Raw genomic sequence first — 19,207 nt, 5'->3', positions numbered from 1 at the left:
TAATGTTTTGTTAATCCTGCACAGTGAACAATAGAATCTCCGGCTAATGCGTGCGTGCCTTGGCCATTTATCGTCCCGAGCGGAAAACTGCGAATCAAGTGGTTTTCCTGGAGTCATTCAGTCATGGCCACTTCAACTTCCCCTGCGGACAACGCCTCCACGCCTGAAGCTTCCCGTCAGGTAGAAGGGCTCTTTCGAAACCATGCGCTGGCGAAGCGCGAAGGCTTTCGCAAAACCCTGCGCATCATGTGGAACATGATCTTCCATAAACCGCGTAACACCCGCCCGACGGCGCCTGTCCCGGTACAAACCCTGACTCAAGCAGCGTTGATCGCCGCCCCCAACCACAGCGTTTACCGCCTCGGCCATTCCACCGTACTGCTGAAACTGCAGGACAAATTCTGGATCACCGACCCGGTCTTCGCCGAACGCGCCTCACCCGTGCAATGGGCCGGCCCCAAGCGCTTTCACCAGCCGCCGATCAGCCTCGAAGAACTGCCGCCGATTGAAGCGGTGATCCTGTCCCACGATCACTACGACCACCTCGACTATCAAGCCGTACTCAAACTGGCGGACAAGGCCAAGTACTTCCTCACGCCGTTGGGCGTGGGCGACACCCTGATCAAATGGGGCATCGACGCCAGCAAGGTCCGGCAACTGGACTGGTGGCAAGGCACTGAGGTCGACGGTATTCAGTTCATCGCCACACCTTCGCAGCACTTTTCCGGTCGCGGTCTGTTCGATGGCAACAGCACGCTGTGGGCCTCATGGGTGATGATCAGCGGTGACACGCGAATCTTCTTCAGCGGCGACAGCGGTTATTTCGACGGCTTCAAACGCATCGGTGAACAGTACGGCCCGTTCGACCTGACCCTCATGGAAACCGGTGCCTACAACGTTGAGTGGCCGCATGTGCACATGCAGCCGGAGCAAACCCTACAGGCGCACATCGACCTCAAAGGCCGGTGGTTACTGCCGATTCATAACGGCACCTTCGATTTGTCGATGCACGCCTGGTACGAACCCTTTGACCGCATTCTGGCGTTGGCCTGGGAGCGGAATGTTTCGATTACCACGCCGCAGATGGGGCAGGCGTTCAACGTGATGTATCCGCAGCGGGGTAGCACTTGGTGGTCGGAGTTGGAAAGTGTTGGCGATCAGGTGGAACCTCAGAACGCTTGATGATGTGAAACCGGGCTGCTTACCCTGTAAGCGGCCCGGGCCGACACCTCACTCAACCATCGCATAATCCGCCCGCCCCACCGGATCAGGCGTCGACCCTTTCACATTCATTCCTCGACCCGGCGCAAACCCCGGGAAGAACACCAACCCCTCCGATTCAAACCGATAAGCCAACGCCAGCCGCGTAACATCCAGCACATCGCGTTCATCCTCAAATCGCTGAATAGCGTCGACCGAAACCCCGGATTCCCGAGACAGTTCCTCCACACTCCAACCCAACATCGCTCGGGCCTGAACGCTATGCGCGGGGGTGAATTGGAAAAGGGCGATACGTTCCAGGGTGATTTTCATCGCAAGAGAGGCCATGGTGTTCTCCGGGCTCAAGAGTGCTGATTCAAAATGTACTGTGTTTTTGTACAGTTGTTTTGAGCCCGAATCAAACTCATTTTTTGATCGGTTCTATCTCGTCCCCTCCAGCCAGGTCGTTGGCGCCTGTCCCAGCACACGGCGGAACATCGTGGAGAACGCCGCCGGGCTGTCGTAGCCAAAATCCAGGGCAATGCGCGTCACCGGTTCGCCCACCACCAGCCGCGCCAGCGCCAGTACCACACAAGCCCGCTGCCGCCATTGGCTGAAACTCAGGCCCGTCTGTTGGCGGAACAAGCGATTGAAGGTGCGCAGACTGATATGCAACTGATCGGCCCACTGTGGCGGTGATTGATGAGCGTTCGGTTGCTGGAGAAACATCTGACACAACCCAAGCAGCCGCGCATCCAGGGGCAGCGGAATGTGCAACGGCAAGTGAGCGCTATGGGCCAACTCATGCAGCAGCAAGTCGATCAGCGCACCATCGCGTCCGGCCTCGTCGTACTCCAGCGCAACCTCCACCGCCTCCATCAGCAAATGCCGCATCAACGGCGAAACACTGATCACCTGGCAGCGCTTGCCCAAATCAACCGTTCCCGGTTCGATGTACAAACTGCGGGTGCTCACGCCCAGCATCAACACCTCATGCGCCACCCCCGGCGGAATCCACACCGCCCGCTGCGGCGGCACCACCCAATTGCCGTCGTGCGTACTCACCTGCATCACCCCGGTGGCGCCGTACAACAACTGCGCCCGTCGATGGGTATGGCGCGGCAATAGCTGACCGTTGGGGTAATCCGTGCCGATGGCCACCACCGGTCGTGGCGTGTCGTCCAGCAGATCAATCGAAACATTGCGCATCAAGCGTCATCCAGCGGTTGGCGTAAACGCAAATATTATTGGCTGACTTGCTGAAGCAGGCCAAGCCCTAATACCCGTAAGTTAAGAGCAATCCTTGTGGGAGCGGGCTTGCTCGCGAAGACGGCGGCACAGCCAACATTGATGTCGCCTGACACACCGCTTTCGCGAGCAAGCCCGCTCCCACAAGGATTGCTCTTACTTAACTTACCGGCGATAGGCCAACCCCCATCGCTCTATCGTCGGCCACTCTCAACCAACGGACGATGCGCGATGTTCTTCTACCTCTTGCTGGCACTCTTCGGCTGCATGACAGGCGTCACGGCCGTGCTGTTCGGCTTCGGCGGCGGTTTCGTCGTTGTGCCATTGCTGTACCGCATGCTCATGACCCGCCACGGCACAGACGACCCCGTCAGCCAATCGGCGATGCACATTGCTGTGGCAACCTCGACCTGCGTGATGATCGTCAACGCAACGATCGCCACCGGAAAACACCGCCGCGCCGGTAATCTCATTCGTCATTACCTGTGGCCGTTGGGCGGGTTCATCGGCGTGGGCGCGGTCGTCGGCGCCGTCGCGGCGATGTGGGCCAGTGGCGAGGTGATTCGCTATGCCTTCATCGCGTACCTGGGCGTGACCATCGCGGATTGCTTGTTGCGACGCGGCTTTCTTACAGCGTCCGACACCGCCATCCCACGGCGATTGGGAAGGGCAGAAGTGTCAGGCGGCGGTGTCGGAATCGGCACCATCGCCACGTTTCTCGGCGTAGGCGGCAGCGTTATGACCGTGCCGTTGTTGCGGCGTTGTGGGTTAAGCATGTCCCAGGCGACGTCCATGGCCAATCCACTGAGTTTGCCCGTGGCGCTGGCCGGGACGCTGACTTACATGGCCATGGCTGGGTTTACCGAGTTTGATCTTGGGCCGTGGTTTGTCGGTTATGTGGATGTGCTGGCGTTTGCGGTGTTGACGGTGGGGTCGCTGGTGGGGATTCGGTTGGCTACGCCGTGGATTGGGCGGATACCGGATCGAATGCATGCGCGGGTGTATGTTGGTTTGCTGGTTTTGGTGATGCTCAGCCTGTGCCTGAGTTAATCGCCGTTACTTCGCCTCCAACCCCGGTGCTTCCCGAATAATAAAGTGATCCAGGTTCTCAATATTCGCACTGAACACCCCGAACGTCTGCTCGGGGTTTTTCTTGCTCGGCACCATCTTCAACTCCGGCGTCACGCCATAAAAGAAGCAATACAATTCTTTCCCGCTCTCACTGGCGTGCTTGATCTCTTCCAGAAACGCTTTGCGCTTGCGGTAGTTGTCGATCAGCTTTTTGCTCAAGTAAACGTTGACTGAATAAGGCTTCTTCTTCGCCTCGTCCGGTTGCTTGAACCAGACCTTTTGTTCGAAATCGATGCGAAAACTCTGCGTGTAATCCTTGATCTCCTTGATCTTGCCCCAGTAAATCAGCCCCTTGTTGTCCTGCAGATACTCGATCTTCTTGAAGAACGACCCATAAGGCGCCGTGTGCTCACCAATCTTCAGCGGCATGCGCTTGAGCAGCTCCTTGTCCTCGAAGTTCGACACAAAACACTCCACCGGGTGGGCGAAGACACTGGTCTTGTCCGGTGCCGACTCGGGGCTCGGGTGTTCGACATCACTGGCCTCTGAAGAGGGTTTCGGATCGTCCCGTATCACGTCAGCCGCCACCGCAGGGTTCGACGGCTTACGCACATACTCACGCCGCGTCAGCAACAACTCCGACGGGAAATGCTCCTCACGACTGTCATCCGTTTCCGCACCGTCCGCGTCCACACCTGACGTCGACGCCTTGAGACTGACATAAGGACAATCCGCCACATGCCGGGTGCTGGGCGTGTTCTTGAAGTGCGGGGTGCGCACGTAGTTCACGTTCTTGGCGTTGAACGTCGTCAACACATTCGCCGCATCGAACGCCAAACGACAAGCATCGTTGGGGCATTGGAAGTGTTCTTTGGCGGAGTCGAAATCCATGGTTTCGTCGAAATTGAGATCGCGCACGTCATAGATCGACAGCTTGTCGTCGAGGCTGAGGCAGTAGGCGAGGTCGAATTTCATGGCGGGCTCGGGTCCTTGAGTGGGGAAGGGTATTAATAGCGGGAGGTGGGGCGGGTTGCACTGAATGTTTTCAACACAGCGCAAAATCTGCGGCAACACACCAAACCTTGTGGGAGTGAGCCTGCTCGCGATTCCCAACATCAACACAGTAACCAAGCCAGGCACGAACCTGTGGTGAGGGGATTTATCCCCGTTGGGTCGCGAAGCGGCCCCAGTTTATTCATCCAATAAAAATCCGCTGCCTGAAAACTCAAACAGCGGATTTGTGAACAGTCAATATCCTCGCAGCAACCGCGAAGTCCTGCGCCACCAGGATTCCTTGCGATTGAACGGATCATCCGATAGCAAGCAAGGCATATCCCGCAACCGAATCCACGGCTCATCCTGCCAGTGCAGCATGCTGAGCGACATCTGCGGCCAACTCAGCACACTCAACGTCGGACGCTCGACCGAACGCACCGGACGGGCATCACGCAACGCAGGCACAACCTGATGCGTCAGCCACTCACGAAGCTGGCGATACTCGGGGCAGTAGTGATAGACCAAAAGCGCGTACACACCGGACTCACTCACCATCAAGTGTTCTCCGGCTGTGTCATAGGTCTGCACGCACATCATCTGCCGTTGATCAGCGTCGAGTTTGCGCAGCATGCGCTCATCAAGATATTTACCCATCAACCGGCCTAGCTCGTGAGCACAGAACCACGCCTGGTTCTCTACCAGAATCGCGTGCAGGTGCGATTTATGGCGGGTGAACAGAGTTGGTAAAAGTGGTTCAGACATGGCGTGCCTCCTGAAACGGAAGCGCGGGAATGGATCTACAGGTACGGCGATTCACCTTCATCGTGAAGGTAGTGAAATCAGGCATTTCCTTTACCTCTGGCTGCTTTCTTAGGGCATTCGTTATGGGTGTCGGGAGCTAAGAAACCCACCAGAGACGGGCCGGACATATTCCCCTTTCGGGTCTTGTATTCGCCCACTCCCGACATAACGGGGATTTTCTCGCAGGCGTAGGGAAACCGCAGACGAAAAAAAGCCGCATGACTGTCGGGTGCGGAGGACCGCTCTGGTTGAGGCGTTTCTTAGGCGCCGGATTAAGAGGGTATGGGCGCGTTGCCGTATGGTCAACCCCCGTTACCGAACCTGACCTGACCTGAGCGCAGCGCGGTAGCACTGCGTTTCGTAAAGGGAGAATTTCATACTCTGTTGATTAATCCACTTTAGGCGTTGCGTCTACTAATCGCATAGACACAGGTTTATCCTCGGTAAATGGACAAGAAACCGTCAAAAGCATCGGAACTGCCGGCTTCGAATATTTTAATAAAGCGCCGGCCAGAAGCAGGTTTTCGTGTCGCGATTTTGGTGGTGTCCAAGTCGTTCTACTGTTGTTTTTGCGTTATGGTATGCGCTAATCTTTGAAGTGCTGATAATCCTGCCTGCCAAGAAGTATTATTCGTACCTTCAGGTGGCATAATTGTTTAAGAATAAAATATAAGGGCGGAAAATGAAAATAGATTTGTTTGGAGCTCCATTGCGAGATGAGGTGCTGGGGGCAACTTACTTTGTCGGTCAGACAATATATGGCCTCGCGATTGATAAGTTATATCCTCTGGTTCAACGGCTCGACATTCAAAGAAATTTGCAAAATCCATCCTTCTATAGCAGGCTTAGAAACGATTTAAAAATAGGCTGCATTATTCCTCCAATTACAATTGCTTTTGTGATTCAGGATGGCCCTCAAGTCATTGACGAAGAATATATCAATGAGAATATATCTGAAGGGTTTATTCTGGACGGAATTCAGCGGCTCAGTGCCATTCACCGCGCAAACACTGAACTGGAAGGAGATATTCAAGCAGTGTTTCATGAGCGTATTCTGCATTTAAATATAATAGTGGCCCCATCCATGGATCGCCTGCTGTACAGAATGATTACGCTGAATAATGGACAAAAGCCTATGTCTCCGCGTCATCAAATTGATATTTTGTCTGAGACTATGTTCGACTTTGAGAATTTATCTCTAAGGAACCAGTCTCATAAGACGAAGCAGGTTTCTTCCAATAAGTTATCTGTGCATAGGTCTGATATTGTAAAGGGATATATCGCTTTTCTTGCTAACACAACCGCGATCGACAATAAGCTTATCATTGAGGAAAAGATGGATGAGCTCATTGCTGAACGGATAATTGCGAGCGATATCAGTTCGGATGGATATGAGTTTACAGAAGTGCTTGGTTGGATTGCTGATCGGTCTGTGGATAGCGCTATAAGTAAGTGGTTCCTGTCTGGCAATAATTTTATTGGGTTTTGCGTAGCTGCAAGAAACAATTTCGACGAACTAAAAGATGAAAGTATTGAGTCGCTAAATGTCCAAATTGCTCGCTTTGAAAATATATTCTTGAATTTTGATAAAAAGAAAATCAAGGTCGGTGATTATCGACGTAGAATGGTTGCAGAGTACTTTGGGGCTTTATCTCGGTTCAAGGTGTCATCGGATAGTGATGTTGTAATTGAGTTGAGTCAAAAATAATGCCGGCGTTTGACTACTTTTCGCCAGCAAAGTTACGGAACTCTGTGTATGGATGCGTAACTCCTTCTGAAAACTTCAGGTTGAAGTCTCTTTTGTTGCTCGTTGGAATTGGAAAGGTTGGCAGGATCGGTTCAGTCGCACCAAAGAGGCTTGAATTTGATTTTATGTTGATACCCCATCAGGCTGTGGCGACAAGTTCAATTGTTCAGGCTGCCTCAAAGTTTCCGACCTACACTCGAAAGCAATTGGATGTTTTTTTTAAGTCAGCTAATTTCAAAAACATGATCATTCATCGCAATATTTGCAATGAACTTAAAAATGTGTTTGGGTATCGAGCAGAAAATAACCATATTGGCTGTTTTTTGCATATCTACAGGATAGTTGAGCAAATCGCTCTGTGCTTGCCTATTGTGTCGATTATAAAGAAGGGCGGGTTTAATAATACTTTTTCAGAATTTAAGGGTTTGATTGAAGGAGGAGCTAAATCTGACTTGGCTGTTCTAAAAAAGTACTCAAGAAATCATCTGAATGGATCTGTCGCCAATTCCGTTGCCAACCTGTCTTTTTCCAGGACAGGGAATCCACAGCAAAATATTATGGTTGTCAAACGCTATATTAAAGCTGAGGATATTGTATCGGAGACTGTGGATTCTATCGAAATAAAGTACATGCATATTGATGCGCTGATTGTCGGCTTTAGAAATCAGTTTTTTCATTACTTGTTCCATGAAAAGAACTTATCGATCATTGATCTGGAGTGTCCCGATGAGTTTCTTGAAGTATGCAATCCTGTTTTTATTAACTACTTTGCTTTCTTGTTCCATGAGCTTGTTGAATCGGAGCTGATGATTTGGGGAGGGTAGCTGCGGATGAAGCCGCTGCTATCACGGGGTTACCTTGGGCGAACTTACGGCTTTGCAAAATGGCGACATGAGCGATTGGCGCGGTCAGCATGATGTTATCGACGTACTCACTGCTACTTTCGTCGGACTTATCGCTGATTTTTTTCATGCGCTCTTGCAACTCCGGAAATATCCAGCAGAGTAACTTCGTCGGAAAGCAGGAATTTCTGGCATCTTGTAATAACTTCGTCGGCGGTAAGTTTGGCAGGGCCTCTGATACTGCATTCCCACACATTCACGACCCGCCAACCGAGTTTAAGCAGATCTCCGGCAGCTCGCTCATCTCTGGCGCGGTTAGACGCAATTTTTGTGGCCCAGAACTCCTGGCGGGTTACCGGAAGTTTGAACATTGGACAACTATGCCCGTGCCAGAAACAACCATGGACAAAGACTACTGCGTGATAACGTGGAAAAACAAGGTCCGGACGGCCAGGCAATTTGCGATCCTGTAATCGATATCGAAAACCTCGTGCATGCAGCCCGCGCCGGATAAGCATTTCCGGCTTAGTGTCGCGGCCTCGGATCCGGCTCATATTGAGCTTACGCTGCGCCGGGGTAAGTACATCAGCCATCAGGTCTCTCCGATAGCATCTGCGACAATGGTCTTCAGGCTGTTTCGCAGATCGTCGCTGCTCATACCCGGACGTAGAGTAATAGCACCGAAGCGGAACTTATCCCGGTATTGAGGATGGAAAAGCCGCCCAGGTACAGGTGTATTTTTGAAGTCGGCGTTGAGGGCAGGAGTGTGCGGTGTTAGCAAATAGGCGGCTGTGACAATACCCTCAATCTCCCCGCTCTTAGCCTCTTGCACCAGTGCGTCGCGATACATGTGAATGGAATTCAACGCATCATTCAGACCGTCATTAATGCGGTACTTCGCATCCAGGACAATGACCTGCTTCCCAGGGCTGCCAAAACCGGTACCTGCAAGAACCACATCGGGCACCATGACTCGGCTGAAACTGCCTTCGCCACTTGGTTCTACCCAATACTCACGGTACTGACGCTGGAAGCACAAGACCTTGTCAGGGCTGACTGAAACGATAACGGCACCTGCGGAAATCGTTACACCACCGGCCGCATTGGTTACGAACAGATTGTTCAGATCTACACCGGTCGAACCGTACTCTTGAACGGCCGCGCGAAGGAGGCGCAGAAAGCACCATAGCTCGTACAGCTCGTACGTTCTGGCCAGCGGCATTTGCAAGAAGTCGCCGAACAGAGCGGCGAGGCCCAGATTCATGTCTTGCCATAGTCGGTAGAAGCGGTGGTAAACAGGGTCGTTGCGAAACAGCGAAGACATCTGCAGCATGGGCGGGCTGTCGGTGACCTCTGTCATAAAGCCTGAGTCGGCAGCGTCGTTGAGCTGACGTGCAATTCGTCGTGTACGAACAGCCCAACTGCCGGCTGTAGAAAGCGCATCCGAGTCGTTGCTCCGACTTGTCTTGGCAAGCACATCGGCGACGCCTGACAACCAAGCTGCCCAAGACTGGAGGCATGCCTTGATCTGTCGGTGCTCCGGAATGTCTACGCTGTTGCGACGTTGGCGTATTGTGATCTGTGCTGGCAGGCGTCCGCCGAGCGCAGCAGGTAACCGGGATGGTCTGTTGGTTTCCGTTCGGATAAGTCCGGACCGAAGCGACTTTATAATTTCCGGTCCTGTCGCACGCGCAGCGCGATGAAAGGGTAAGGTTATCTGTTCGGCGCGAAGGAAGTGTCTGGGGGAGCGGTTGATCGCCTCAATCGTTTGCGTGATCTCCTCGGCCCGCGAGCGAAGAAATTCTAGCCGGGCCAATGGTGGTGGTTTACTACTTGACTGGCGTGCGATGCCCTTGCGAAAAGCACTAAGTGAGAAAAGTGCGAAGGTATCTTCCAAAACCTCACGCACCATAACGTCAAAGTCATTACGAGTGAGCTTGCGAAGATCAGGATCAGTAGTGATTTCGAAGCGGCGTATTCCCGTGCCAGGGAGGCGCAGAGCTACCTCTACAGAGCCGGCGTGGAAACCAGGCGTCCATCGCCAGCGTGCAACGCGGGGCTGGCGAGAACGCAAAGCCTCGACAGGTACATCGTCGATCAGAAGATCGGCATCAAGTGCATCATCGCTATCGCGTAGTTCAAATAGATAAGAAGAAGCCTCCTTGATCGAACCGCTAGGAATTACTTCCTGTGTCGGCCAGACCTGCCATGCAGGCCCTCCGTTTTCGCTCTGAACGTGTAACGTTGTCATTATCAACGCATCGCCTGGAAGGAGCCGAACTCATCTAGATCACTCAGTAGTCTACGGACATACTTCTGCGCGCTGGGGAGGCTATTGCAGACTTTGTCCAGAGCATTCAACAGTGGACGCTGGCGCTCGGAGCCACGCAGCTTGACCAGGACTTTTTGTACCAGTAATTGGTCTGTGACACTGTCAGCCGAGTTTTGCAGATGCTTGGCGTCGAAGGCATGGTATCGCACAAACTCCTCAATCACCCGGTAACCAAACCCTAGGCCGTATTGCTCCAAGAGCCTGTGGATTTCGGTTAGTTTCGGTTCGGATGCATCCTTCGCGTCCTGCAGTTCGGGGTAACGTTCAGTCAGTGAGGCCATGAAACCCGAGACATCCACCGCAGACATATCAATCACCGATGCCCGATCAAGTACTTTGTCACTGACAGGGTTAGTTGTCTCATCGATGTTAATTGTGCCGATGATGAAGAGGTTAGAGGGTAAGGGGATTTCCGCCCGGACACTGGCACCGGTGGTTCCCTCCAGAGGCACACCGTTTGAGTGCAGTTGCAGAGCTCCCTGGGTTTCGATGGCTGACAATATGTCAGAGAGGTAGTACTCAATCCGCGCGAGGTTCATTTCATCGAGGATTACAAATACCGGAGAGTCCCGGTGCGCTGTCGCGACCAGCACGGCTTCCAGAAAGGTCGGCACGACGTAGCGGTTTGTTAGTACGTCGTAGTATCCCGTAAGCCCAGTAGGGTCAGTCCATTCTGGACGAACCGGGCACTCGAAAAGCAATGGATCGGCGGTTGTATTCGAGGTCAAACCGTGAACCGCTCGTGCATATTTCAATGCCAGTTGCGTCTTTCCCGTACCTGAAAGTCCGGAGAGGATCACGAAGTGCTTATGGTCTAGGAAGTTCAGCGCAGCATGAAACCGCCGAACCTCTCCATTTGGATAATGACCACCCAGGGTCTTGATGGCTTTCTCTATTTCTTCAATTGGAAGGGTTGGAGGCATGCGCAGCATGTCTGGGCTGAGCGTCGCCGTATCCGTCCAGACGAGAAGTTCGTGAATTTTTTCCCTGCCGACCAAACTGCCTAGCCATCCGATGAATTCGCGGGCAAGCAGGCTGCGCCTTGCGGAGGCTGTTGGCGGATACAGTGCAACAACGATCTCGTCCGGTTCTGTTGAGGGCCCGAAAGGTGAAAGATCGAAAGCTAGGCTGTCCCAGAATTTGGCGTTGCGTAGCCAAAGCCGCCCATCCCTAGCCAGATAGATCGGCACTAGGTTATTCCTGGCGCTGTACTTGATAGTGGCTCCAGGGGGTTCCGACTGCGCTTCGCTATCGCCAGAAGCTTCCAGCGCAAACTCTGTGTCTTCTCCGGCACTCTTTGCAGCAACGCCGAGGCGTTTCATCTCGGCTAGGCGCTCAAGAAAGTTCGCTTTGTCTTTGCGAACCAGGACGGCAAAGTAAACCTCATCTTCTGGCGGGAATCGGAGAACGCAGCCTAATATCAGGGCCTCGGTATCTCCTTTGACGTTATCCAAGTTGACTACACCAAGCTGGATGCCTCCCTCGACAATCTTGGCACTGTTCGAGACGCCAAACAGTTCTCGTGGGCGAACTGCCTTTGATGTGCCGAAGTGTTTCTGGGCGGCTTCAAGAAACTGCTGTTGCCGCTCGACGAGGCTCATCTGCCATATCCTTTTGTGTGATTGCCTGCTTAATTGTTTGCATCATATGAGTGGCCAGAGCCTTGGCCAGCAAGGGCGGGACCGCATTGCCAATCTGTTTGAAGGCGGGATTCATAGTTCCGCTGAAACGGAAACCATCTGGGAAAGATTGCAGGCGTGCAGCCTCGCGCACCGAAATGGTCCGGGCTTGGTTGCTGTCGTAATGAATGTGGCTATAGCCATCCTTGCCCAAATGGGCCATGAGTGTACGTGCTGGCTGGTCGCGCCACATCTTGCGCCATTTATTTGGAAACTTGCTTGCGTCATATGGCGGCACAATCGAATCCTTCAGAGCCTTGTACTCTGATGAATCGTCAGCAAGCTCCTCTCCGCGGGCACGAGCCACTGACAAGCGCTCCTGGAACATGTCCATAGCATGCGCATATGCCTCCGGATATTGATCTCCTGGGTTCATACGGGCAAACAGCTCATAGTCCCGTGGCAGATAGCGGATGACATGATCCGCCACCCCGTTTGGGGGAGCTTCATGGCCTGGCCAAGTGCGTATCAGTTCTGCATAGGCAGAAAGCTTTCTGCGGCTGTAGTTGACCGGACTATCGAAGCGGCGCGCACCACGGGTAATTTTCCCGGCAGCAAGTAGCTCACGAGCATTAATTGCTGGAAGATCGCCTAGCGCGTCTTCCGCCGTTACCGCGGGCGGGAGGTCTGAAGTTGCAGCGGGCGGTTCTATATAAGAGTGAGCCTGATCGGTCAAATTGCGCAATGACTTGAGCGCGACGGAGCGAGAGCCCTCATATCCAGGAGGCAATATCAGCCAGTTACTGGGAGAGGGAAACGAAACGGTTGCCCCCAACTCACGTCGGTATGCAATCAGGAACATTCGCTCCCGCATCTGCGGGACTCCATAAAACGCAGCATTTAGCAGGGTATAGCCACAGACGTAACCTTTTGCCTCCAAGACTTCGCAGGTTTCTTCGGCAATGTTTTGGCCGCCATGGTTGAGAATGTCGGGTACATTTTCCATGAGCACAGCAAGTGGTTGGAACGCGTCTACGTACTCCAGATATTTCTTGTAGAGCTGCGCACGCGGATCATGCATGAACGCTTCGGGATGCTCCTCAATCTCGCGGAGTTTGGACCTGCCCACTCGAGCAAATGCTTGGCAGGGAGGGCCACCCACTACGATGTCGAAGGCATCTGCAACATTGCCTAAATCAAGCTTGAGGCACAGATCAGCCGGAGAAGTCTTTGTAATGTCAATCGGCTGGCTGTGGGCCTCGGCGCCGCCATGGAAGTTCAGGCCATGCGACCTGGCGGCATCGGGATCAAATTCAACGGAGCCCCGCATCTCGAAGCCTGCGGACTCGAAGCCTAGTGAGATTCCGCCACAGCCGGAAAATAGATCCAGTACGCGGGGCTTCGCAGAGGTTTGGAGACGCGCTAGTTTACGAAGAAAGACATCTTTACTCATGAATCAGATCCTTGTCGCGAAGACAGGCGAAGAGGCAGTTCCAGCTGGCCCTGGTGCTCGTCCAGGAAGCGCTGCACCGCCATGCGGATGACCCAGGCGGACGAAACGTGATTTGCGTCGGCAAGAGCTTGCACTTGGAAGTGGACGTCCTCAGGCAACATGACTGAAGTCCTGACGGTCTTTCGATCAGGAGCGATGGGGGAGCGAGCCATAAGCTTGGGACCAATAATGATAGTGGTGCCATTGTGCACCATGACGCATACCCTTGCACCAGTCCCTGACCAGCTGTTTCAGGGGGGATTCGCAACACCCGATGCAGCGCTAACCCCTTAGTAATGTGCAAAAACGTTACTTTTTCGGCGTGAAGAAAAAGGCCCGGAACGCGCTATGCGTTACGGGCCTTTTTAATTGGCTCAGTGGATGCTGAATCTAAAAATCAATCCCAGCTCAACGCCCCACCAGTCTGATACTCAATAACCCGAGTCTCAAAGAAGTTCTTCTCTTTCTTCAAGTCCATAATCTCGCTCATCCAAGGGAACGGATTAGTCGTCCCTGGATACTCTTCCTTCAACCCAATCTGCGACAGACGACGGTTAGCGATGAACTTCAGATAGTCCTCCATCATCGCCGCGTTCATGCCCAGCACGCCGCGAGGCATGGTGTCACGCGCGTATTCGATCTCCAGCTGAGTGCCTTGCAGAATCATCTGCGAAGCTTCTTCCTTCATTTCAGCATCCCACAGGTGTGGGTTTTCGATTTTGATCTGGTTGATCACGTCGATGCCGAAGTTCAGGTGCATGGATTCGTCGCGCAGGATGTATTGGAACTGCTCGGCGACGCCGGTCATTTTGTTGCGACGGCCCATGGAGAGGATCTGGGTGAAGCCGCAGTAGAAGAAGATGCCTTCCAGAACGCAGTAGTAGGCGATCAGGTTGCGCAGCAGCTCTTTGTCGGTTTCGACGGTGCCGGTTTCGAACTTCGGATCGGAGATCGAGCGGGTGTATTTGAGGCCCCAGGTGGCTTTTTTCGCGACCGATGGGATCTCGTGGTACATGTTGAAGATCTCGCCTTCATCCATGGCCAACGATTCGATGCAGTACTGGTAGGCGTGGGTGTGGATCGCTTCTTCGAAGGCCTGGCGCAGGATGTACTGGCGGCATTCCGGGTTGGTGATCAGGCGGTACACGGCCAGGACCAGGTTGTTGGCAACCAGGGAGTCGGCGGTGGAGAAGAAGCCGAGGTTGCGCATGACGATGCGGCGTTCGTCGTCGGTCAGGCCTTCCGGGTCTTTCCAGAGGGCGATGTCGGCGGTCATGTTGACTTCTTGCGGCATCCAGTGGTTTGCGCAACCGTCCAGGTACTTCTGCCAGGCCCAGTCGTACTTGAAGGGTACGAGTTGGTTGAGGTCGGCGCGGCAGTTGATCATGCGCTTTTCGTCGACGGCGACGCGGGCGGAGGCGCCTTCGAGTTCGGCGAGGCCTTCGGCGATGTCGAGGTTGTCCAGGGCAGCTTTTGCACGGGCGATTGCGGCGGAGTCGGACGCGGTTACAGCGCGGGCTTCTTGAGCCGCGACGCCACCAGCGGTGTCGAGGCGGTCCATGTTGGCTTCAGTTGCGTGCCCGGCGTTGGCGCCTTTTACAACGGTTTCGCCGCTGTCTTCTTTGTCGAATTCGTCCCAGCTCAGCATGACGTGTCGTCTCCTGCGTGAGGGCCAGATGCCCGTGTGAAAACTGATTGGTTGTTTTTCACACGGCCGTACTGGCCGCGTTGGATAGCGTTTTTTGCAGCGGTACACGCAGGCAAATAAACATAAATTTGTACGGGGTTCCGAGAGCCTCTGAGGGGCGCAGAAATCGGTGAAGACTTCGGCGTGGGCTTCAGACTGGCTGTTATCCCTGTAAGGGAATATTGCAGGCCCGTTTAAGGCGGCATTATAGGGAAATTTTTGCTGCCGTGGTGGGGCGAATCCGCGCATGGAGCGGTCGAGAAGGAGGGTTTTTCGGTCGGAGCGAGGGTTTATAGGGCTTTGGCTGGATGTCGGGCGTGAAGATTTTTTTTCATAAATTTTGGCTAGTCATTTTTTTGTTCAAAAAACAGCCAAAAAACTGCGTTTTTCACTACATGTTGTGTTTTGAGTCACTTTTCGATGCCCCCAGACACAACTAAGCCCGACCGAAGTCAGGCTATGAAGTCGCACTCAATGATCAACTGAGGCGAGCTGCACCCACGTGGTCGGAACCATCAGCTGCGACCTTGGCTGCACCGGTGTGATCGAAGCCGTCAGCAGCGACTTTGGCGGCGCCAGTGTGATCAAAACCGTCAGCAGCGAGTTTGGCAGCGCCCGTGTGATCGGAGCCATCGGAGGCGAAAGACGCTGAGCCGGTATGGTCGTAACCATCAGAAGCGACAGCCGCTTCGGTAGTGAAAGTTGCCGAGCCGGTACGGTCGTAGCCGTCAGCGGCGAAGGTGTTAGCGGCCAGGACAGAGAGGGTCAGGGCGAGGATCAGTTTGGTTTTCATGGTAGTGGCTCCAGGTTCGTTGGCGTTTTGTGCCTTGGGTATGGAATTCATGCTACGCCAGTTAATTTGATTAAAAAGCGCAAGTAAACGCTTAAATCAATCGTATATATCGATATATAAGGTTCGGCGCTTCATCTGCCTTAATAGCGGGCGGGTGGGTCGAACCTTGGGAAGGTGAGGGCGGGTGATCAGCCGTTAGAGCAGCCGTTGCCCATGACGCTGTAACGAAGAATGTGGCGTTGGCCTTTGGAGTCGTCGTACTCCATTTTCGCCGGAACAACTTCGCAGACGTTCGGGATTTCGCTCATGGAGATAACTTTGGCGATGTCCAGGTGAGTGGAGTAAGTGTATTCCTCAACGGCGGGTTGCTGCTGTGCGACATCAGTCGGAACCTCGTCTGCCATGGCGGTTGCGCACAGGCTGCTGAGGGCCAGAACTAATAAAGCTTTCATTTCAGATTTACCTTTTAGAGGGCGAATGGGGTCACGCAACCTTTTTGGGGTTGCGTGTAGAACTTAAGTACTAGGTTTTGGATTAACTGCCTTCGTGGGGGCTGCAACTTGGTTAATCACGTTGCCGGGTTGGCGAGGCTGATTTTAGGCGTGGGGTTTACATTCATATAGGCGTGCTTTTGATAAACACTATTGGCAGATCCTGTAACAATCCTCGAAAAGCGACCTTTGGCTCGCTGATGAAGCCATTGTCATAAATGCCCAAAGCCCCTGAAATCACCGCTCTTGAGCGCGTCGGCGAGGTATAGCCACATTTTGTAGGGGCTTGTTACTACCATCGTCGAATGGTTCTATAGGCCCGGCCCGGCTACAACTGGGTCATACAAAAACAACTATTCCACCGAGGTAACAAAGATGAGTGCGGCTTCTCTGTATCCCGTTCGTCCCGAGGTTTTGGCCAACACGCTGACTGACGAGGCGACCTACAAGGCCATGTACCAGCAGTCGGTCGTTAACCCGGACGGCTTCTGGCGCGAGCAAGCCAAGCGCCTCGACTGGATCAAGCCTTTCACCACGGTGAAACAGACTTCTTTCGACGATCACCATGTCGACATCAAATGGTTCGCCGACGGCACCCTGAACGTTTCCTACAACTGCCTCGACCGTCATCTGGCCGAGCGCGGCGATCAGATCGCGATTATTTGGGAAGGGGATGACCCTGCCGAAAGCCGCAACATCACCTACCGCGAGCTGCACGAACAAGTCTGCAAATTCGCCAACGCCTTGCGTGGCCAGGATGTGCACCGCGGCGACGTGGTGACTATCTATATGCCGATGATCCCCGAAGCCGTGGTCGCCATGCTGGCGTGTGCCCGGATCGGCGCGATTCACTCGGTGGTGTTCGGTGGTTTCTCGCCGGAAGCCCTGGCCGGCCGGATCATCGACTGCAAATCCAAAGTGGTGATCACCGCCGACGAAGGTGTTCGTGCCGGTAAGAAGATCTCGCTCAAGACCAACGTCGACGATGCGCTGACCAACCCGGAAACCAGCAGCATTCAGAAAGTCATCGTGTGCAAGCGCACCGGTGGCAACATCAAGTGGAACCAGCATCGCGACATCTGGTACGAAGACCTGATGAAAGTGGCGGGCAGTGTCTGCGCGCCGAAAGAGATGGGTGCTGAAGAAGCGCTGTTCATCCTTTATACCTCCGGTTCCACTGGCAAGCCGAAGGGCGTGCAGCACACCACCGCCGGCTACCTGTTGTACGCGGCGATGACTCACGAGCGGGTGTTCGATTACCGTCCGGGCGAAGTCTATTGGTGCACCGCCGACGTCGGTTGGGTCACCGGCCACAGTTACATCGTCTACGGCCCGCTGGCCAATGGCGCGACCACGCTGCTGTTCGAAGGTGTGCCGAACTACCCGGACATTACCCGGGTGGCGAAAATCGTCGACAAGCATAAGGTCAACATCCTCTACACCGCGCCGACGGCGATCCGCGCGATGATGGCGTCGGGCAAGGCCGCTGTGGAAGGCGCTGATGGCAGCAGCCTGCGTCTGTTGGGTTCGGTCGGTGAGCCGATCAACCCGGAAGCGTGGGACTGGTACTACAAGAACGTCGGCCAGTCCCGTTGCCCGATCGTCGACACCTGGTGGCAGACCGAAACGGGCGGCAACATGATGAGCCCGCTGCCGGGTGCGCACGCGCTCAAGCCGGGTTCTGCGGCGCGTCCGTTCTTCGGCGTGGTGCCGGCGTTGGTGGACAACCTGGGCAACATCATCGAGGGCGTGGCCGAGGGCAACCTGGTGATTCTCGATTCGTGGCCAGGTCAGGCGCGCACGCTGTACGGCGACCATGACCGCTTCGTCGATACCTACTTCAAGACGTTCCGCGGCATGTACTTCACCGGTGACGGTGCGCGTCGTGACGAAGACGGTTACTACTGGATTACCGGTCGCGTGGATGACGTGCTCAACGTCTCCGGCCACCGCATGGGCACCGCCGAGATTGAAAGCGCGATGGTCGCCCACCCGAAAGTCGCCGAAGCGGCCGTGGTCGGTGTGCCGCACGACATCAAAGGGCAGGGCATTTATGTCTATGTCACCCTGATCGCTGGCGAAGAGCCGAGCGAGCAGTTGCGCCTGGAGCTGAAAAACTGGGTGCGCAAGGAGATTGGTCCGATTGCTTCGCCGGATGTTATCCAGTGGGCGCCGGGGCTGCCGAAGACTCGCTCGGGCAAGATCATGCGCCGCATTCTGCGCAAGATTGCTACGGCCGAATACGATGGGTTGGGGGATATCTCCACCCTGGCCGATCCGGGTGTGGTGCAGCATTTGATTGATGAGCACAAGATCATGAACGTCGCCTAAACGGTTCTTGAGTCACCAAAGCCCCGCCCGGCATTGCGCCTGGCGGGGCTTTTTACTGCCTGGGGTTTTTGTATTGGCAGTCCGGGCCTCTTCGCGAGCAAGCCCGCTCCCACAGGATCTCCAGTGGACACAGCACTTGTGATCACCAAAGAACTACTGTGGGAGCGGGCTTGCTCGCGAAGGCGTCCTGTCAGACACCACATCAACAACAGCCAATAATTATCGGTATCGCCTGTAGGTGGTTTCCCACTGTTACCAGCCACCGTTCAAGTAACTGAATGTGTAACCGCTCAATCGAATCCGGGGCATAGGGAAACGCCAAAATGCCTTTTCGCACCTCATAAGCGCTCATAAAAAATAAGACACAACGCTGCGCTTGCCGGATTAGAAGGGTTTGCCAATAATAGGCCCGCAATTTGCAGCATAGATCGGTTCACTGTCTTTTGCTCTTGCATGAATTTGCAAGGCTGTCAACGCGCCCAGGCGGCTTTCTCGGTGCTTCTGTAATTAGTTGTCGCATTGAAGAAATATCGGCTTCGGGCCTGTCGTTAGAATGC

General features: G+C 54.2%; 17 protein-coding genes. 5 read left to right on the top strand and 12 right to left on the bottom strand.

Annotated elements, in window-relative coordinates:
• The first annotated feature begins 123 nt into the window (after positions 1-123).
• On the top strand, positions 124-1,182 hold the full coding sequence (locus KW848_RS28375; RefSeq protein WP_218538777.1) for an MBL fold metallo-hydrolase: 1,059 nt from the start codon (positions 124-126) through the stop codon (positions 1,180-1,182).
• Positions 1,183-1,230: 48 nt separating this feature from the next.
• Here the strand turns inward: KW848_RS28375 and KW848_RS28370 are convergent, their stop codons facing one another.
• Together KW848_RS28370 and KW848_RS28365 are read right to left on the bottom strand one after the other, a co-directional pair.
• Positions 1,231-1,548 carry a helix-turn-helix transcriptional regulator gene (locus KW848_RS28370; RefSeq protein WP_033056760.1) on the bottom strand — a complete coding sequence of 106 codons (318 nt, stop codon included), beginning with the start codon at positions 1,546-1,548 and terminating at the stop codon, positions 1,231-1,233.
• Positions 1,549-1,641: 93 nt separating this feature from the next.
• Entirely contained in the window at positions 1,642-2,409 is a 768-nt protein-coding gene (locus KW848_RS28365) for a helix-turn-helix domain-containing protein (protein ID WP_218538776.1), read from the bottom strand.
• A gap of 270 nt (positions 2,410-2,679) precedes the next feature.
• Between KW848_RS28365 and KW848_RS28360 the strand changes: the two genes are divergently transcribed.
• On the top strand, positions 2,680-3,498 hold the full coding sequence (locus KW848_RS28360; protein ID WP_218538775.1) for a sulfite exporter TauE/SafE family protein: 819 nt from the start codon (positions 2,680-2,682) through the stop codon (positions 3,496-3,498).
• A gap of 6 nt (positions 3,499-3,504) precedes the next feature.
• Here the strand turns inward: KW848_RS28360 and KW848_RS28355 are convergent, their stop codons facing one another.
• Both KW848_RS28355 and KW848_RS28350 read right to left on the bottom strand, forming a co-directional pair.
• A complete protein-coding gene (locus KW848_RS28355; RefSeq protein WP_218538774.1) occupies positions 3,505-4,494 on the bottom strand; it encodes a hypothetical protein in 990 nt (329 codons plus the stop codon).
• A 273-nt stretch (positions 4,495-4,767) separates the two neighbouring features.
• Positions 4,768-5,277, bottom strand: coding sequence for a Bro-N domain-containing protein (locus KW848_RS28350; RefSeq protein WP_218538773.1), 510 nt, complete (start codon positions 5,275-5,277; stop codon positions 4,768-4,770).
• A gap of 721 nt (positions 5,278-5,998) precedes the next feature.
• Here KW848_RS28350 and KW848_RS28345 point away from each other — a divergent pair.
• Together KW848_RS28345 and KW848_RS28340 are read left to right on the top strand one after the other, a co-directional pair.
• A complete protein-coding gene (locus tag KW848_RS28345; protein ID WP_218538772.1) occupies positions 5,999-7,024 on the top strand; it encodes a hypothetical protein in 1,026 nt (341 codons plus the stop codon).
• The gene (locus KW848_RS28340) at positions 7,024-7,887 is read left to right on the top strand and encodes a hypothetical protein (RefSeq protein ID WP_218538771.1); all 864 of its coding nucleotides are present in this window, start codon (positions 7,024-7,026) and stop codon (positions 7,885-7,887) included. Before KW848_RS28345 ends, KW848_RS28340 begins: the two co-directional genes overlap by 1 nt.
• A 128-nt stretch (positions 7,888-8,015) precedes the next feature.
• On the opposite strand, the gene KW848_RS28335 is transcribed toward KW848_RS28340, so the two are convergent.
• The 8 genes from KW848_RS28335 to KW848_RS28305 all read right to left on the bottom strand — a co-directional run bounded on the left by KW848_RS28335 (position 8,016) and on the right by KW848_RS28305 (position 16,280).
• Positions 8,016-8,498, bottom strand: coding sequence for a very short patch repair endonuclease (locus KW848_RS28335; protein WP_218538770.1), 483 nt, complete (start codon positions 8,496-8,498; stop codon positions 8,016-8,018).
• Positions 8,498-10,156: a DUF2357 domain-containing protein gene (locus KW848_RS28330; RefSeq protein WP_218538769.1), complete on the bottom strand. Its 1,659-nt coding sequence runs from the start codon at positions 10,154-10,156 to the stop codon at positions 8,498-8,500. Before KW848_RS28330 ends, KW848_RS28335 begins: the two co-directional genes overlap by 1 nt.
• Positions 10,157-10,158: 2 nt before the next feature.
• Positions 10,159-11,838 carry an McrB family protein gene (locus tag KW848_RS28325; protein ID WP_218538768.1) on the bottom strand — a complete coding sequence of 560 codons (1,680 nt, stop codon included), beginning with the start codon at positions 11,836-11,838 and terminating at the stop codon, positions 10,159-10,161.
• Positions 11,804-13,309, bottom strand: a complete 1,506-nt coding sequence (locus tag KW848_RS28320) for a DNA cytosine methyltransferase (protein WP_218538767.1) — start codon at positions 13,307-13,309, stop codon at positions 11,804-11,806. The genes KW848_RS28325 and KW848_RS28320 overlap by 35 nt, the downstream gene beginning before the upstream one ends.
• A complete protein-coding gene (locus tag KW848_RS32555; RefSeq protein WP_008038478.1) occupies positions 13,306-13,470 on the bottom strand; it encodes a hypothetical protein in 165 nt (54 codons plus the stop codon). Before KW848_RS32555 ends, KW848_RS28320 begins: the two co-directional genes overlap by 4 nt.
• Positions 13,471-13,745: 275 nt before the next feature.
• The gene (locus tag KW848_RS28315) at positions 13,746-14,996 is read right to left on the bottom strand and encodes a ribonucleotide-diphosphate reductase subunit beta (protein WP_008034875.1); all 1,251 of its coding nucleotides are present in this window, start codon (positions 14,994-14,996) and stop codon (positions 13,746-13,748) included.
• A gap of 517 nt (positions 14,997-15,513) precedes the next feature.
• Positions 15,514-15,828 (bottom strand): hypothetical protein, encoded by a 315-nt coding sequence (locus KW848_RS28310; RefSeq protein WP_111451526.1) that lies wholly within the window; start codon positions 15,826-15,828, stop codon positions 15,514-15,516.
• 188 nt (positions 15,829-16,016) lie between these two features.
• Complete coding sequence (locus tag KW848_RS28305; RefSeq protein WP_008145979.1) at positions 16,017-16,280, bottom strand: DUF2790 domain-containing protein; 264 nt, start codon at positions 16,278-16,280, stop codon at positions 16,017-16,019.
• 414 nt (positions 16,281-16,694) lie between these two features.
• Here KW848_RS28305 and acs point away from each other — a divergent pair, with 414 nt between their 5' ends.
• Positions 16,695-18,650: an acetate--CoA ligase gene (acs, locus tag KW848_RS28300; protein ID WP_218538766.1), complete on the top strand. Its 1,956-nt coding sequence runs from the start codon at positions 16,695-16,697 to the stop codon at positions 18,648-18,650.
• The last annotated feature ends 557 nt before the right edge of the window (positions 18,651-19,207 follow it).

This window comes from Pseudomonas sp. PDM25, from assembly GCF_019219045.1.
In the GTDB taxonomy this organism is placed as follows: Bacteria; Pseudomonadota; Gammaproteobacteria; order Pseudomonadales; family Pseudomonadaceae; genus Aquipseudomonas.
This window is presented reverse-complemented; position numbering and strand designations above follow the sequence as displayed.